Genomic DNA, 15892 nt, shown 5'->3' on the forward strand with positions numbered 1-15892 from the left:
AGGTGTTCGGATAAAGTTGATAATCAAGGCGTTTGCGTTCTTGCACGTAGGCGCGCACTTTTCTTTGACGGTTCCCGCACATCATGTTATTATGGCGGCGTGATGAGGCTGCGTTTCGATCAGGACGGCGCAGCCAGCAGGGAGCCGCCTTCGGGCGGCTTTCTGCTTTTTAAGGAGTCACATTGGATAAACCGTTCAAGACCTACGACGAGCTCATCGACCTTCTGGAGATGCGCGGCCTGTCAACGGGGCCAAACGCTAGGTTCATCCTTGAACACGAGGGGTACTACCCCGTCGTGAACGGTTACAAGGACCCGTTCCTCAAGTCGTCGGACAGGTTCAAGCCAGGTGCCACACTCGATGAGGTCTACGCGCTGTTCGTGATGGACAGAAGGCTCCGCTCCATCATGTTCCGCTACATGGCCCTGTGCGAAGGCATGCTAAAGACGGTCTCGACCTACGTGTTCTGTTCGCGGCACGCGGACGACAATGAGGCCTACCTAGACACTTCAAACTACGCCCATGACGCAAGACGCTCCAGGGTAGCAAGGGCGATCGTGCGCGAGATGTCCAGGGCCATAGGGCGCGTCCCCGGCGAGTCGCCGAAGTTCAAGAAGGATTACCTCGACCATTATCAGAAGAACCACGACAACGTGCCGCTGTGGGTAACGATGAACTGTCTCAGCCTCGGGCAGGCCTTCAAGTTCTACTCCGCACAGGACGAGTCGACGAGGTTCGCCATAGCGCAGGAGTTCCAGCGGATGCACCGCGCATCACACCCCGCCAACCCGCGCCGGATAACCCATGCGTCATTGGAGAGGTCGTTCGACCACATAAAGGACTTCCGCAACATCTGCGCGCATGACGAGCGCCTGTACTGCGCCCGCGTCGACAGGTCGAAGAGCACCGACTTCAGGAGGCTCCTGTCTGACATGAGGACGATACTCACGCCAGACGAGTGCGAAGCCCTCCTCGCCGACGTCCGCAAAGTGCTCGCCTTCGCCGACGAGCGGATTGCGACGGTCCCCATCGAATCGATACTCAGCCGGATGGGACTGGCATCGTTGCGAGAGCTTGACGGCGTGCTGAGGGGCGACTGCTAGGCCATTTTCGTAGCCCCACGAAAGTGGCGGCATAGGGCCGCGTGATACCATGGTGACGTGATGAGGCCCGGCGACGGTACGTCCGGCCGGGCCACGGAAGGGTCGCCAGCGATGGCGGCCCTTCTTGTTTGGAGGCTCATCATGATTGAAGCCCGTTCACCCATTGCATCGGCCGGCATGCGCGACGCCGGAACGGGGGCGAGGTAGCCATGCCAAAGGGAAGGCCAATGACGGGCTCGGTCGAGCGCCGCGGCGGCTCGTGGCGGGTCCGCGTGCGCGGCAAGGGCATCGACATGTCGAGGACCTACCGCGGCATCACGCGCGAGGAGGCCGAGGCGCGGAAGGTCGCCCTGATGCAGAGCGCGGGCGGCGTCGCGTCGGCCGCGGACGCGGCGATGACGGTCTCCGACTACTACTGGGGCATATTCCGCGACAAGCCGAGCGTCCGCGGCAAGCCCCGCGGCGAGGCCACGACGCGCTGGTATGACGGCAGCATGACCAGGTACGTGCTGCCGCAGATGGGCGACGTGCGCCTGCGCGACGTGAGCCACGCGCTCATAAGGCGCGTGATCTACTCCGCCGCGTCGCCCGCGAACTGCAAGCGCGCCCTCTCGGCGGTGCTTCGCAGCGCCTACGACGACGGCCTGCTCGACGAGCGCCCCCTCGACAGGCGCGTGCCCGTGCACCGCGAGCGCAAGCCGCAGGCCCTGCCGTGGAGCCGCTTCGAGGCCATGGCGGCCCTGGAGGCCGCGCGCGACGCCACGCCCGACATCGAGCTCTACTGCGTCCTCGGCCTCTCGGGCCTGCGCAAGGAGGAGTGCCTGGGCGCCAGGCCGCTCGACATCCGCGAGCAGTCGACCTACTCGGTCGTGACCGGCGAGGAGGTCAGGACCATGACCGTGAGCGTGGCGCGCACCTACACCGACGAGGGCGGCTGGGCCGAGGGTGCCAAGAACGACTTCAGCGTCCGGACCGTGCCGGTCCTCGCGGCGGGCCGCGACCGCGTGCGCGCCAGGCTCGCCGAGCTGCGGGCGGCCGCCGAGGCCGAGGGCCGCGCCGACGAGTGGGCCGCGGGCCGCCTCATCCCGTTCACGTCGTCGGGCTTCTACCACCGCTGGCTCCGATGGTGCCGCGAGGCCGGGCTGCGCCCGATACCGACGAACATGCTTCGCCACACGTCCGACACGCTCATGCTCACCGCGGGCGTCGAGGCGGACCTCTCGGACAGGATGCACGGCCGCACGGAGCACTCGAGCACCTACGGCAGCTACTTTAGGCCCGATGTCGCGCTCATGGAGGAGGCGAGCCGGAAGGTCTCCGACGTCCTGCGCCGCGCCTGACGACCTTGGGACGCAATGGGGCGCATCCCGGTCCCACCTGGTTTCCAGATAGCCGCCGCTGTCGAAAACGCTACCATATATGTATGCAGGTTGGCGACGCGTCCGCCGGAGGGCGTGCCGGTTCTTTTAATCCCAAGGTCCAGGGTTCGAATCCCTGACGGCGCACCACGTCTCACCAGGGGCCCCGGCAACGGGGCCCTTTGTGGTTCCTGCCGCCTCGCGGGGGATCCGAACCCAGGGGGGGGCGGAGCCCTGCCTACATACTCATGGGCGTGCCGTGTCCCCCGCGTCTCCGTGGCACAATAGAAGAGATGGACCGTCGTGCCTCCCTAGTCAAAGGAGCCTTCATGATTGATCGCTATACCCGTCCTGAGATGGGCCACATCTTCTCCCTCGAGAACAAGTACGCCGTGTGGCAGGAGATTGAGGTGCTGGCCTGCGAGGCCCAGGCCGAGCTTGGCAAGATTGGCATCACCAAGGAGGAGGCCGCCTGGATTCGCGCGCACGCGAAGTTCAACAAGGAGGAGGTTGATGCCATCGAGGCTGTCACCAACCACGACGTCATCGCCTTCCTCACCAACATGGGCAGCTACATCGACGCCAACGTGCCCGAGGGCGACCCCAAGCCCAGCCGCTGGGTCCACTACGGCATGACCAGCTCCGACCTCGGCGACACGGCCCTCTGCTACCAGCTCACGCAGGCCTGCGATCTCATCATCGAGGACGTTCGCAAGCTTGGCGAGATCTGCAAGCGCCGCGCCTTCGAGGAGCGCAAGACCCTCTGCGTTGGCCGCACGCACGGCATTCACGCCGAGCCCATGACCTTTGGCATGAAGTTTGGCTCCTGGGCCTGGGAGCTCAAGCGCGACCTCGACCGTCTTGCCGATGCGCGCAAGAACGTGGCGTTTGGCGCCATCTCCGGCGCGGTGGGCTCCTACAGCTCCATCGAGCCGTTCATCGAGGAGTACGTCTGCGAGCACCTCGGCCTCGTGCACGACCCGCTGTCCACGCAGGTCATCAGCCGTGACCACCACGCCTACCTTGCCGGCGTGCTTGCCACTACGGCAGCCACGTGCGAGCGCATCGCCACCGAGGTCCGCAACCTCCAGCGCACCGACACCCTCGAGGCCGAGGAGCCGTTCAAGAAGGGTCAGAAGGGCAGCTCCGCCATGCCCCACAAGCGCAACCCCATCACGATGGAGAAGGTCTGCGGCCTCTCCCGCGTGGTGAAGGCCAATGCCCAGGTTGCCTTCGACAACGTTGCCCTCTGGCACGAGCGCGACATCTCGCACTCCTCCGCCGAGCGCGTGGCGCAGGCCGACAGCTTCATCGCACTCGACCACATGTTCCAGTGCCTCATCCGCGTGGTTGACGGCCTGATCCTCTATCCGAAGCAGATGGAGGCCAACCTCAACAAGACCCGCGGCCTGGTGTACTCGTCCAAGGTGTTGCTCGCCCTCGTTGACACGGGCATCACGCGCGAGGACGCCTACAAGATCGTGCAGGAGAACGCCATGGCCACCTGGCGCGAGGTTCAGCAGTGCGAGCCGGGCACGACCCTGCGCGAGAAGCTCGAGGCCGACCCGCGCTGCACCGTGAGCGCCGGGAAGCTCGATGAGATCTTCGACCCGTGGGACTTCCTCACGCGCGTCGACACCGTGTTCGATCGTCTGGAGGCACTGAGCTTCGAGGCGTAGGATCCATACTTGGCGGCCGGCAGCTTCCATGATTGTCGGTCGCCGTGTTTCTGTTGCTAGTGGCGCGCTGGGGAATTGTGCGCCTGGGGAGGACGTTCATGTTCAGCTATGACTACAAGCCGCGCGGGGTGTGCTCGCGCATGATTCACATCGGGCTCTCCGATGACGGCAAGACCGTCGAGCAGGTCTCGTTTGAGGGTGGCTGCAACGGCAACCTCAAGGCCATCGGCAAGCTGGTGGCCGGCCACCCCGTGGACGAGATCTGCCAGATTCTCTCAGGCAATACTTGCGGCCCGCGCAACACGTCGTGTGCCGACCAGCTTGCCCGCGGCCTTCGTGCCGCGGAGGACGAGCTCGCCGGCGTGGCACCCGAGGCCTAGCAGTGAGTATCCTGCGTCATGCCGTGTCGAGGAGGAGCTTCCTCAAGGGAAGCGCCATCGCCGGCGCGGGAACCATCGCGATCTCTACGCTCGCCTCGTGCTCGTCTTCGTCCAAGGGCGACCAGGCGCAGCCGACGGTCGTCGACTCTGGCTCTGCCACGTATGTGGTGAGCAGTGGAAGCAACGAGGGCGTGTACCAGCAGGCATCATCTGACAACGGTGGTGTGACCTCGCTTTCCGAGGCCGGCACCTGGAGCCTTCCGCTCGGATGCGTGCTCAGGCCGGCGGAGGGTTCCTGGCGCCCGTACGTGACGCCCGTGGTGGGCGGTGCCCACATGACGTCCGCCGGCGCCTTCTCCATCTCCTCTGGCACCTCGGTGCCGCTCGTGGAGACTCCGCAGGCCGGCGGTAACTACGTTGTCTATGACGCGCGCTGCTCGGACTCGGTCTTTGCATGGGTTGAGCTCAACCTTGTCACGCGCGACTGGAAGCTCTTTGCGGCGGCGCTCTCCGCGGGTGGGACGCTCGGTACGGTGTCGACGCTCTGGGAGGCGAGCTCTGACTACGAGCCTCCCCACGTCTGTTGCAGTAGGGCTAGCGTTATCTGGCTGGTGATGCCGTCTGGCGGCGGAAGCAGGACTACGGAGAACTCCTCCTGCTACCTGTGGCAAGCGGGGGGTACCTCGGCAGACGAGGTGGTTCGCTCTCCCGGCCGCTTTGCCTGTGGGCCCTCTGTCTCAGACGGCATGGTGACGCTCGTGCCGCGCGTCCGCTCCAGCGAGAGCGGCAGGTTCTATGGCATCACGGCCTACTCGCTGGACAACAAGCTCTCCTCCACCGAGGCGGAGCTCGTGCTGCCGCAGTCCGTCTACCCGCTCTATGCGGTGCGCATGGATGACAAGTTCGCGTTCTCCATCGAGGCGAACTTTGGAACGGGCGGCCTGCTGGGAAACATGGGCACCTATATCGGCAACGGCGACGACCCCTTCGTGGTGCTCCCCCGCGAGCCGTCTGCCGAGGTCTCGGGGAAAAACGGCGTATACCTCGTGAAGACGAGGGCCTCACACGTTATCCTGGACACCAACGCCCGGACCTATGCCACGCTCGTGGCACCCAATCGCTCTCTTGACTACGGCGACTACCCGGCAAGTGAGGGGACCACCTCAACCTTTGTGACCTTTGCCACCGTCAAGGACGAGGACACGGGCTTCCCGAGCTCCGTGACCGTGCGAGCCTTCAGTCTCTAGCTGTGGTTTTATGGCGCTGCTGCGGTGGTCACGTTTCTCATGCCCTGGCACGGGAAACGCTGCCGCCGCTTTCTGTTTGGCGGGGTATTGGCCTCTCCCCCTTGTCCTTCCGCCTGCCTGCTCCAGGCCGTCCGCGGAGCCTGTGGTTCTGCTGAATGTGCCTGTGGGGTAGACTATTTGCGTGAATGCCCGCCCGCCCAACGGGAAGGGCGGCGGACGAGAACAGACTTAGGGAGGCCATCATGGCTTCGGATGCGAAGAAGATTCTGCTTGTAGAGGACGAGAAGGCCATTCGCGAGGCCGTCGCCGCCTACTTCGAGCGCGAGGGCTACTGGGTGCGTGCCGTAGGCGATGGCCAGACGGCCGTCGAGGAGTTTGAGAAGCACGGGTTCGACCTCGTGGTGCTCGACCTCATGCTGCCCAAGCTTTCCGGCGAGCGCGTCTGCCGTGCCATTCGCGATGAGTCCGATGTGCCCATCATCATGGTTACGGCCAAGGACCAGGTTGAGGACCGCATCATCGGTCTCGAGCTTGGTGCCGATGACTACCTCGTCAAGCCGTTCTCCCCGCGCGAGCTCGTCGCCCGCGTGCGCGCGCTGCTGCGGCGTGCCCGCACTGAGAGCGAGCCGCAGGTTGAGGTACTCGACTTTGGCGACCTCGTCATCAACATCTCTGCGCACAAGGTGACCGTCCGCGGCAAGGAGGTCGACCTCACTGCCTCCGAGTTCAAGCTGCTCACCACGCTCGCCCGTTACCCGGGCCAGGTTTACAGCCGCATGGAGCTCGTCGAGAAGGTCCTTGGCTACGACTTCGAGGGCTACGAGCGCACCATCGACTCCCACGTGAAGAACCTTCGCGCCAAGCTCGGCGACGACCCGCGTCACCCCACGTGGCTCTACACCGTACATGGCGTGGGCTATCGCTTCGATGCGCCCGAGCCCGGCAAGAGCGACAAGTAGCAGCGGGCTGGCATGGTTCCCGCAAAGCTCATCATAGGCAAGCGCGTTCGTGCGGACCGGGCCTCCGAGAGGGAGCCCGGTTCGTCTGCTACGTCCGACTCCGCGCGGGCCTCCTGGAAGACGCTCTCAAACCGCAAGAGTCGGCACATGTCCTATCGCGGCCGCATGACCATCATGTTTGCCCTGGTTGCGGGTATTACGGCCGTTATTCTGGTGGGCGTTCTCGGAGTTACCTGGGAGGCCCAGTTCCTGAGCTACACGCGCTCCAACATGGAGCGCTATGCCTCCTCGGTGGCCGACACGCTGGCAGATGCCTACACCGCCGAGAAGGGTTGGGACGCGGACAGCGTCGAGCGCACGGTGCAGGCCGCGTCCATCTCCAGCGACGTTGGGGTGCAGGTCATCGATGACGACAACGTGATCATCTATGACGACACCTGGGCGCGCAACACCGGCAACCACACGGTGGAGCATGGCGAGGCCGAGAGCGGCGGAAGCGCAAGCTCGAGCGTGGTTCCCGCCAATGCCGACGCCGTGGTGTCGCACGAGGTGAAGCTTGCGGACGGCACCGTGATAGGAACGGTGAAGCTCTGGGCCTTCGGGAGCGAGGCACTCATCACCAAGGGGGACGCGGCGTTCCGCAAGAGCTCGTACGGTGCCGTTGCCACGGCTGGCATCGTGGCCGTCATGCTCGCCTGCATCATGGGTGTGCTCGTGTCTACGAAGCTCGCCAAGCCCATCAAGTCCATCACGTCCACGGCGGCGCAGATTCGCTCGGGCGACCTCACGGCTCGCACCGGCATTACGGGTGACGACGAGATTGGCCAGCTGGGCGAGACGTTCGATGACATGGCCACGTCGCTCGAGCGCGACCTCAAGCTCGAACACCGCCTGACGGGCGACGTTGCCCATGAGCTTCGCACGCCGCTCATGGCGATGCTCGCCACGGTCGAGGCCATGCAGGACGGCGTGCTTCCGGCGGACGAGGAGCATCTCGAGACCGTGGCGAGTGAGGTTCGTCGCCTCTCCCGCCTCGTTGCCGCCATGCTGCAGCTTTCGCGCATCGAGAACGGCACCACGCCGTTCAAGCCGGAGAAGACCGACGTCGTGGGGCTCGTGCGCTCTATCGTCACCTCACAGGAGCAGCTCTTCGCAGACCGAGGCCTTCGCCTGCGCATGGACGTAAAGACGCCGCGCAAGGAGCTGTACTGCGACATCGACCGCGACATGATTCGCCAGGCGGTCATCAACCTCATGTCCAACGCGCTGCGCTACACGCCCGACGGTGGCTGGGTTGTGGTGAGTGTGGAGCAAGATGGCAGGGACGCCGTGATTGCGGTGTCCGACACCGGTATCGGCATCGCCAAGGAGGACCTCGCACGCGTGTTCAGTCGCTTCTGGCGTTCGGATGCAAGCCGCGAGCGCGAGAGTGGTGGCCTGGGAGTGGGACTCTCGGTCACGAAGGAGATTATCGACCGTCACCACGGCTACATTGCCGTGGAGTCCGAGCTCAACCACGGCACGAAGTTCACGCTGCACATCCCGCGAGACCAGGGCAAATCCCAGAGCCAGTCGCAGCCCGCGCAGGACGCCAAGTAACTTCATCAATCATGGAGGGTCCCGTTTCTTGCTTGGCTGTGCCGGGATGAGAAATGGGGCCCGCGCGTGCGCCGCATTGCTAGAATAAGCATTTGGTACTGTCGCTGTAGAGCGGCACAGAATCAAACATGTAGAGGGAAAGCGGTGCATATGGCAGCTATCGGAAAGCGTCCAGATTCGCAGGGCAAGGTTCGCGACATCTACGATTGCGGCGATGCGCTGCTGATGGTGGCCAGCGATCGCATCAGTTGCTACGACTACATCCTTCCGGATGAGATTCCGTACAAGGGTGAGATCCTTACGCGCATCTCCGACTTCTGGTTCAATAAGTTTGCGGACATCATGCCCAACCACGTCATCACGATGGATCCGGCCAAGTTCCCGGCCGAGTACGCCGAGTATGCCGACTATCTGGCCGGCCGCTCCGTGCTTGTGAAGAAGGCCAGGACCATTCCCATCGAGTGCATCGTGCGCGGTTACCTCACCGGTTCCGGCAAGAAGACGTATGACGAGAACGGCACCGTCTGTGGCATCAAGCTCCCGGACGGCCTGACCGAGGCCTCCAAGCTTCCCGAGCCGATCTTCACGCCTTCTACCAAGGCCGAGTATGGTGAGCATGACGAGAACATCTCGTTTGAGCGCTGCGCCGAGATCGTGGGCGAGGACGTGGCAGAGCAGCTCCGCGATGCCTCTCTCAAGATTTACAAGGCAGCTGCCGAGTATGCCGCCACGCGCGGCATCATCATCGCCGACACCAAGTTCGAGTTTGGCTTCATCGACGGCCAGCTCACCATCATCGACGAGTGTCTCACGCCTGACTCCAGCCGCTTCTGGCCTGCCGAGGGCTATGCCGAGGGTCACGTGCAGCCCAGCTTCGACAAGCAGTACGTGCGCGACTGGCTGCGCGCCAACTGGGACATGCAGGGCGAGCCTCCCCACATCCAGGCCGATGTCATTGAAGGTGCCTCCAAGCGCTACCAGGAGGCCTTCGAGATCATCACTGGCGAAAAGTTCGTGCCCATGAAGGAGAGCAATGTCTCAGCGTAGTCCGTTCAACGAGCGAAACATGGGCAAGACGACCGACGGCGAGGAGGGCTCCAAGCCGGCGGGCATGACGCGCAGGTCGCTCTCGAAGGGCAAGCCCGCCCGTCCTGCCGCCGAGGGCGTCCGCATTGTTTCGTCCAAGTCCAAGGGCAAGTCTGTCTCCTCGCGCCCCCTCACCAAGGAGGAGCGCAAGGAGAAGCGCCGTGCGGAGCGCGAGGAGGAGGATCAGGTTGCCAACATCACCGAGATGGTGATGAAGCAGGATTCTCGCTATCTGGGTCGTCGTCGCGTCTGGTGGGGCCTGCTCATCGCCGGCATCATCTGCATCGCCGTCTCGTTTGCGGTCAACTACGCCTTTGGCACGGATGCCAAGAACTACGACCTTACCACGTCGGTGGGTGTGATCTCCACGGTGCTGCTCGTGCTGTCTTACGCCATCATCATCGCGGCGATTGTCTGGGAGTTCGTCAAGATTCGCCCGATTCGCAACGAGTCGATGGCAAAGGTGCGTGGTATGAGCGCCAAGCGTCGTCGTGCCGTCGTTGAGGCCAACTACGCCGCCGAGGAGCAGCGCAGGGCCGAGAAGGCAGTGCGAAAGGCTAAGAAGTAGGTTAGTTTCGGCCGCCCTTCGGGGCGGCCGTCATGCGGAGGGAGAGCGTCATGGGGGATGGGGAAGCGAAGGGCGCAACCGAGTTTGCAGCAGAGTACCCCGAGCTTGCGGCGCGGATGGTCAAGGCACTCTCTCGAGCGGATGAGGCAGAGACTCCGTGGCCCGTTTCAATGAGCTTTGTGGCGTCACATGACATTGTGGCGATCATCGGTAATCTGCCAGGTAGTGACGAGGACTCCGACGAGACTTCGTCTGAGGTCATTGACTCTGTGATCGATGCTGCCGTCTCCCGCGGCCTCATCCACAGCGCGCGCGAGGTTGGCGAAGACGGCCTGGCTATTGCCGTTGCCCGTTGTTGCCGTGGCGGCTCGATTGGCTGCTACATCGCGGTTGACGACCACGAGATCAGGCCGGAGGACGCCGAGGTTGCACTTGCGGGCTGCGTGCTGGTCTCGCTTCCGTGCGACCGCGTGGAGCAGCTGGCGGACGCGCTTGATGATGTGGACGTCCCTTATGCCGCGCTCGGTCAGGTGGGCGGCGACCACATCATTGTGGCGGGTGTGCCGAGCAACGAGACGTATGTAGACCTCGCGCTCAGTGAGCTGTAGAATAGTTTTCTGTGCTTGGGCGCATTGGGGCCAGGCCCCAGACATAGTGCCTCCGTAGCTCAGGGGATAGAGCACCGCTCTCCTAAAGCGGGTGTCGACAGTTCGAATCTGCCCGGGGGCACCAGACAAAACAGCAGGTCAGAGGTGGTAAAGCCTCTGGCCTGCTTTTGTTTATGAGAGAGGTGTATCCGCATCGCATGAGTCAGCTTGAGCTAAGTCTGCCGTCTACTTTGACTCATTTTTCTGACACTGATCTGTTGGGAAAATGAGTCAAAGTAGACGGCAGGCTGACCGGCAGGCTGACTCATGGCTGAGGTTGCGCTCATACAAGAAACGGGGATGGCGCGCTGTTTGCGTGCCATCCCCGTTTTGGTTCTATGTCTTTGCTCACTTACTGGCCGTCAGCGAGGTCCTCGCTGCCGCTTCCAGGCGTGGTTGGCTTGGATGGGCCTCCGGTATTGCCTGTATTCTCGGAGCCGCTGTTGCTGTTGTTGGAACTCCCCGTGTTGCCGGTGGTGGCGTTGTGGCTGCTGTTTCCGGTGGTGGGGCTGCTAGTTGCCGCGGAGGTGGTGACTGCGGGCTTGGCGCCTTGGGAGACAGTGAGGGTAATCGTGGCACCCTTCTCCTGCTCGCCGGTGGGGCTCTGGGAGATCACGTAGCCCTTGGCCGTGTCACTGCTGTAGTCATACTCGATGTCCACAGAGAAGCCGGCGCTCTCAAGGGCGGACTTGGCGGAGTTGGCGCCCTCGCCGGAGTGGTCGCCCGCGTCTGCCTTACCCTTGCCCTTGGAGATGTGGTAGGTGATGGTGTCACCCTCCTTGGCGGTGCTGCCGGCGACGGGGTCTTGCGAGGCAACCTTGCCACTCTCGACGCTGTCCGACTCCACGGAGTCGCCGGCTGTGCCCTTCAGGCCCACCTTCTCCAGCTCGGCGTTGGCCTCGGACGGGGACTTGCCGCTCAGGTTGGGAACCGTCACCTCGGCCGCAGGCTGCTTGCCCTTGGAGAACACGAGGTTGATCTTAGTGCCCTTGCCCTTCATCTCGCCTTGGTCGGGGTCCTGGCTGATGAGCTTGCCCTCCTCGACCGTGTCGCTGTAGTCCTGCGTGACGTTGCCCACCTCGAAGTAGTTGTTGTACTTGGCGATGGCGGCGCGCGCCTGGGTTTCGGTCATGCCCGCGAGGTTGGGGATGGCCTGCTGCTCGGGATCTGCCATCAGCGAGGTGATGGCAAAGGCGATAAGCGCGATGACGGTTATGGCGCCAATCACGATGCCTGCTACCTTGCCCTTGGAGACGGGCTTCTTCTCGGGCATGTCGGTTAGGCCATGCTGGGGCCCGCTGGCAACGGGGATGCGGCCAGTCTGCATCGGTGTGGCCGTCGTTCGGTTCATGGACTGCGTGCGGCCGTTGCGGTTCATGACGTTGGTGGGCGCGGCGCTGATGAGCGAGGTGGCCTCGCCCAGGTTCACGATGCGGCCGGCTAGGTAGTCATTGAGCACGCGGCGCAGCTCATCGGCCGTCTGGAAGCGGTCGGCCGGGTTCTTCTGCATGCATTTGAGGATGATGCCCTCGAGCGTGGCATCAACGTTCGGGTTGATCTGGCTAGGCGGAACCGGCTGCTCCTGCACCTGCTTGAGTGCCACGGAGATGGCGTCGTCGCCGTCGAAGGGGACCTTGCCGGTGGCGGCCTCGTACATCACGATGCCCAGGGAGTAGAGGTCGGAGGTGGGGCCAAGCTCCTTGCCCTGCGTCTGCTCGGGGGAGACGTAGTGGGCGGTGCCCAACACCGAGTTGTCGGCCGTGAGGTGGCTGTTCTTGGCGCGCGCGATGCCAAAGTCCATCACCTTGATGTTGCCGTCGGGCTGCACCATGATGTTCTGCGGCTTGATGTCGCGGTGGATGATGTCATGCTTGTGCGCCACGCTCAGCGCCTGGCAGATTTGCGAGCCAATCTGTGCCACCTTGCGGCAGTCGAGGGCACCGTGCTTGCGGATGCCGCTCTTGAGGTCGGTTCCGCGCAGGTACTCCATGATGATGTAGTAGGTGTCCTGGTCACGGCCCCAGTCGTAGACGCCCACGATATAGGGACTCTGAAGGCCGGCGGCCGCTTGGGCCTCCTGCTTGAAGCGCGCCGCAAAGGAGGGGTCGGCGGCGTACTGCGGAAGCATCGTCTTGATGGCGACCGTGCGTCCCAGCACGTTGTCGAGGCCGCGATACACCGTTGCCATGCCGCCAATGCCAATCTTGTCTTGGACGGTGTATCGTCCCCCGAGAACCCTATCTGCCATTCCCTGCTCCCATTCTGCCTGCGCGGCTTCCCGCGCTCGTATATTCCCTCATTTGCGAGAACTCACTCGCTTGCTGCCCGTCGTCGCGTGGGCGACGCGTTCCGCTCCAGCGTCTTTGACGCGCGGGCCCCTGTCCCGCCTCGCTCGTCATGAGTTGGAGCCGTTCGCCTGGACGTTCAGCGTCTTGGCTATGACCTCGCCGGCAATTTCGGCGGCAAGGCCGTGGACGTCTTCCTCGGGCGTGCCCTCTACGCAGATGGAGATGGCGAGCGTCGGGTTGTCATAGGGCGCAAAGCCCACGAAGAGCGAGTTGATGTTGCCGTTGGCCACCTCGGCCGTGCCGGTCTTGCCGGCAACGCGGGCACCGCGCACCTGGGCGGAGACGCCGGAGCCGTTCTGGACCACCTCCAGCATGGCCTCCTTCACGGTGTTGGCCGTGTCTGAGGAGACGGCCCGACCGAGGCTCTTGGGCTGGGTGGTGGAGACCGTGACTCCCTCGGGCGAGAGCACGTGGTCGACCACGTAGGGGTTCATGGCGGTGCCGCCATTGGCGATGGTGGCGACCGTGACGGCGTTCTGCATGACCGTGGTCTGCGGGCCCGCGGGGCTCGCGTGCTGACCCACCGGCTGGCCGATGCCAGACCAGGCGGTCTCCCACTCGGTCATCTCCGAGGGCTCCGGCATGAGCGAGGCCTTGGTGTTGAAGTCCTGGCCCAGAGAGGTGCCGTAGCCAAAGGCCTTTGCCCTGGCAACGAGGTCTGAGGAGCCCACCTGCGTGGCAAGCTGGCCAAAGGCCGTGTTGGCGGAGACGGCAAACGCGCGGCGCAGCGTGATGGCGCCATAGCCGCGGTCGTTGACGTTGGTGACCGCCGCGCCTCCGATGTCCATGGACGACGGGGCGTCATAGGTGGAGTCGAGGTTGGCGATGCCCTTCTCGAGCGCCGCAGACAGCGTGATGGTCTTGAACGTGGAGCCCGGGGTGTAGAGCGACTGCGTGGAGCGGTCTACGAGTTCGCCGTTGCTGTCGCTGCCAGAGATGATGTTGGAGATCTCGCCATAGGAGTACGTTGGCGAGGAGGCCTTGGCGAGCACGGCACCCGTCTGCGGGTCGAGCACCACGATGGCGCCCGTGCGGCCGTCCAGCGCGTCCTCGACCGCCTGCTGGATGCGGGAGTCGATGGTGAGCACCACGGAGTTGCCCGGCTGCTTGACGCCGGCGAGGGAGTAGAGGGCGTTCTGCCAGTTGGAGTAGTCCGCGCGGCCGGTGAGCGAGTCGTTCATCGAGGCCTCGACGCCCGTGGCGCCGTACTGCGTGGAGAGGTAGCCCACGGTGTGCACGGCGAGTGAGCCCCGCGGGTAGGTGCGCACGTAGGTGCCATCGGCCTGCTTGAGCGACTCGGCCAGCGTCACGCCGTCGGACGTGATGATGGAGCCGCGCTGCACGTAGGCGCTCTTGGCGATGGTGTGGTTGTTGTTGCTCATCTGCTGGTAGTCGGCCGCCTTGACCACCTGCACGTAGGTGAGGTTGGCGATGAGGGCGGCAAAGAGCAGCGAGAAGAAGGTTACGAGCGCCGTGAGGCGGTTGCCGAGTGCCACGCGTCCGAGAACGCCGCCCTCCGGCGTGCCGAGGCCCATGCTCGCGCGCGCATGCTTGCCCTGCACGACGGGCTGGGCGCTCGTGGCGCCGGCCACGATGAGCGGCGAGGGGGTCTGGGTGGTGCCGTCTCCCTCGGGCAGCTTTGCGCGGCCCGTGCCCTCGTCTCCGGCGCGCAGGAGCAGTGCCGCGACGATGAAGCTGGAGAGCAGCGAGGAGCCGCCCTGGCTCATGAACGGCAGGGTGACGCCTGTGAGGGGCAGCAGGCGGGTGACGCCACCCACGATGAGGAAGGCCTGGAAGGAGAGGGAGGCCGTGAGGCCAACCGCCGTGAAGGCGCTCATGTCGCTCTTGGCGCGCGCGGCGGTGGTGAGGCCACGTACCGCGAGCAGCATGAAGAGCATGAGCACGGCGCCGCCTCCGAGAAGGCCCATCTCCTCGGCGATGGCGGAGAAGATGAAGTCGGACTCAACGACCGGGATGAGCGTGGGCATGCCCTTGCCGATGCCGGCGCCTACAAGGCTGCCGTCGGCGATGGAGAAGAGGGACTGCACGATCTGCAGACCAGAGCCCGAGGGATCCTGGAATGGGTCGAGCCAGATTTGCACGCGCACGCGGACGTGCGAGAACATGCTGTAGCAGAAGACGCCGCCGATGCCCAGCAGCAGGATGCTCACGATGACGTAGCTCGCCCGGCCGGTTGCCACGTAGAGCATGATGACGAACATCGTGAAGAAGAGCAGGGCGCTTCCGAGGTCGCGCTCGAAGATGACGACGAGCAGGCAGACGCCCCAGACGAGGAACATCGGCAGCAGCATGCGCAGACGCGGGAGGGTGAGTGGTCCCACGCGCCTGGAGCTCGCGGAGAGCAGCTCGCGGTTCTCGGCCAGGTAGGCGGCGATGAAGAGTGCTATGAGGATCTTGGCCAGCTCGCCCGGCTGGAAAGAGAAGCCGCCGATGAGAATCCACAGCTTGGAGCCGCTGATCTCGGTGCCGATGAACATCGGCAGCATGAGCAGGATGGCGCCGGCGATGCCGAGCGTGTATTTGTAGTCTGCGAGGTGGTCGAGGTTGGGCACGGCGGCAAGCGTTGCCACCATGGCCGCAACCGAGACGAAGAGCCATACCACCTGGCCCATGGCCTCGTCTGGCCTGAGACGCGTGACGAAGGTGACGCCGATGCCCGCGAGCACGAACACGATGGGCAGGATGGCGGGGTCTGCCCCGGGCGCGAGCAGGCGAATGCCGATGTGTGCCGCCACGAAGGTGGCGAGAAGGCCGATGGGCACGGCAAGCGTCTGCACCGTGAGCTGGGCCCCGGTGTTCATGACGTACATGGAATAGATGAGCAGGACGGGGATGGCACCGGCCCCGAGCAGGAGCAGCTCGGTAGTGCGCCTCGAGCCTCCGTGTACGCGTGCCAT

12 protein-coding genes and 1 tRNA gene are annotated in these 15892 nt (G+C 64.2%); 11 read left to right on the top strand and 2 right to left on the bottom strand.

The genetic code is table 11. The features are described 5' to 3' along the window. Window positions 1–182: 182 nt before the first annotated feature. The 11 genes from EFAMC2_RS06060 to EFAMC2_RS06110 all read left to right on the top strand — a co-directional run bounded on the left by EFAMC2_RS06060 (window position 183) and on the right by EFAMC2_RS06110 (window position 10711). The gene (locus tag EFAMC2_RS06060; protein ID WP_154027951.1) at window positions 183–1103 is read left to right on the top strand and encodes an Abi family protein; all 921 of its coding nucleotides are present in this window, start codon (window positions 183–185) and stop codon (window positions 1101–1103) included. A 227-nt stretch (window positions 1104–1330) separates the two neighbouring features. Then, window positions 1331–2443, top strand: coding sequence for a tyrosine-type recombinase/integrase (locus EFAMC2_RS06065; protein ID WP_154027952.1), 1113 nt, complete (start codon window positions 1331–1333; stop codon window positions 2441–2443). 347 nt (window positions 2444–2790) lie between these two features. Beyond that, entirely contained in the window at window positions 2791–4140 is a 1350-nt protein-coding gene (gene purB / locus EFAMC2_RS06070) for an adenylosuccinate lyase (protein ID WP_154027953.1), read from the top strand. A 98-nt stretch (window positions 4141–4238) separates the two neighbouring features. Further along, entirely contained in the window at window positions 4239–4520 is a 282-nt protein-coding gene (locus EFAMC2_RS06075; protein WP_154027954.1) for a TIGR03905 family TSCPD domain-containing protein, read from the top strand. Window positions 4521–4522: 2 nt separating this feature from the next. Next, window positions 4523–5767, top strand: coding sequence for a twin-arginine translocation signal domain-containing protein (locus EFAMC2_RS06080; RefSeq protein WP_154027955.1), 1245 nt, complete (start codon window positions 4523–4525; stop codon window positions 5765–5767). Between the two features lie 242 nt (window positions 5768–6009). Next, window positions 6010–6726, top strand: a complete 717-nt coding sequence (locus EFAMC2_RS06085) for a response regulator transcription factor (RefSeq protein WP_154027956.1) — start codon at window positions 6010–6012, stop codon at window positions 6724–6726. Between the two features lie 12 nt (window positions 6727–6738). Continuing rightward, window positions 6739–8325, top strand: a complete 1587-nt coding sequence (locus EFAMC2_RS06090) for a sensor histidine kinase (RefSeq protein WP_154027957.1) — start codon at window positions 6739–6741, stop codon at window positions 8323–8325. Window positions 8326–8475: 150 nt separating this feature from the next. Then, window positions 8476–9372: a phosphoribosylaminoimidazolesuccinocarboxamide synthase gene (locus EFAMC2_RS06095; protein ID WP_187325185.1), complete on the top strand. Its 897-nt coding sequence runs from the start codon at window positions 8476–8478 to the stop codon at window positions 9370–9372. Continuing rightward, on the top strand, window positions 9359–9979 hold the full coding sequence (locus tag EFAMC2_RS06100) for a hypothetical protein (RefSeq protein ID WP_154027958.1): 621 nt from the start codon (window positions 9359–9361) through the stop codon (window positions 9977–9979). Before EFAMC2_RS06095 ends, EFAMC2_RS06100 begins: the two co-directional genes overlap by 14 nt. A gap of 50 nt (window positions 9980–10029) precedes the next feature. Next, window positions 10030–10587: an AIR synthase-related protein gene (locus tag EFAMC2_RS06105; RefSeq protein WP_187325186.1), complete on the top strand. Its 558-nt coding sequence runs from the start codon at window positions 10030–10032 to the stop codon at window positions 10585–10587. 48 nt (window positions 10588–10635) lie between these two features. Continuing rightward, window positions 10636–10711, top strand: a tRNA-Arg gene (locus EFAMC2_RS06110). 267 nt (window positions 10712–10978) lie between these two features. On the opposite strand, the gene pknB is transcribed toward EFAMC2_RS06110, so the two are convergent. After that, window positions 10979–12874, bottom strand: coding sequence for a Stk1 family PASTA domain-containing Ser/Thr kinase (gene pknB, locus EFAMC2_RS06115; protein WP_154027960.1), 1896 nt, complete (start codon window positions 12872–12874; stop codon window positions 10979–10981). A 147-nt stretch (window positions 12875–13021) separates the two neighbouring features. Continuing rightward, window positions 13022–15892: an FtsW/RodA/SpoVE family cell cycle protein gene (locus tag EFAMC2_RS06120; protein WP_154027961.1), complete on the bottom strand. Its 2871-nt coding sequence runs from the start codon at window positions 15890–15892 to the stop codon at window positions 13022–13024.

Source organism: Olsenella uli (assembly GCF_901212655.1).
GTDB lineage: Bacteria > Actinomycetota > Coriobacteriia > Coriobacteriales > Atopobiaceae > Parolsenella > Parolsenella uli_A.

Coding starts and splice junctions, on each gene's coding strand:
- EFAMC2_RS06090 (WP_154027957.1), top strand. CDS start 6,739: ATGGTTCCCGCAAAGCTCATCATAGGCAAGCGCGTTCGTGCGGACCGG.
- EFAMC2_RS06095 (WP_187325185.1), top strand. CDS start 8,476: ATGGCAGCTATCGGAAAGCGTCCAGATTCGCAGGGCAAGGTTCGCGAC.
- purB (WP_154027953.1), top strand. CDS start 2,791: ATGATTGATCGCTATACCCGTCCTGAGATGGGCCACATCTTCTCCCTC.
- EFAMC2_RS06065 (WP_154027952.1), top strand. CDS start 1,331: ATGACGGGCTCGGTCGAGCGCCGCGGCGGCTCGTGGCGGGTCCGCGTG.
- EFAMC2_RS06120 (WP_154027961.1), bottom strand. CDS start 15,892: ATGGCACGCGTACACGGAGGCTCGAGGCGCACTACCGAGCTGCTCCTG.
- EFAMC2_RS06105 (WP_187325186.1), top strand. CDS start 10,030: ATGGGGGATGGGGAAGCGAAGGGCGCAACCGAGTTTGCAGCAGAGTAC.
- EFAMC2_RS06100 (WP_154027958.1), top strand. CDS start 9,359: ATGTCTCAGCGTAGTCCGTTCAACGAGCGAAACATGGGCAAGACGACC.
- EFAMC2_RS06085 (WP_154027956.1), top strand. CDS start 6,010: ATGGCTTCGGATGCGAAGAAGATTCTGCTTGTAGAGGACGAGAAGGCC.
- pknB (WP_154027960.1), bottom strand. CDS start 12,874: ATGGCAGATAGGGTTCTCGGGGGACGATACACCGTCCAAGACAAGATT.
- EFAMC2_RS06075 (WP_154027954.1), top strand. CDS start 4,239: ATGTTCAGCTATGACTACAAGCCGCGCGGGGTGTGCTCGCGCATGATT.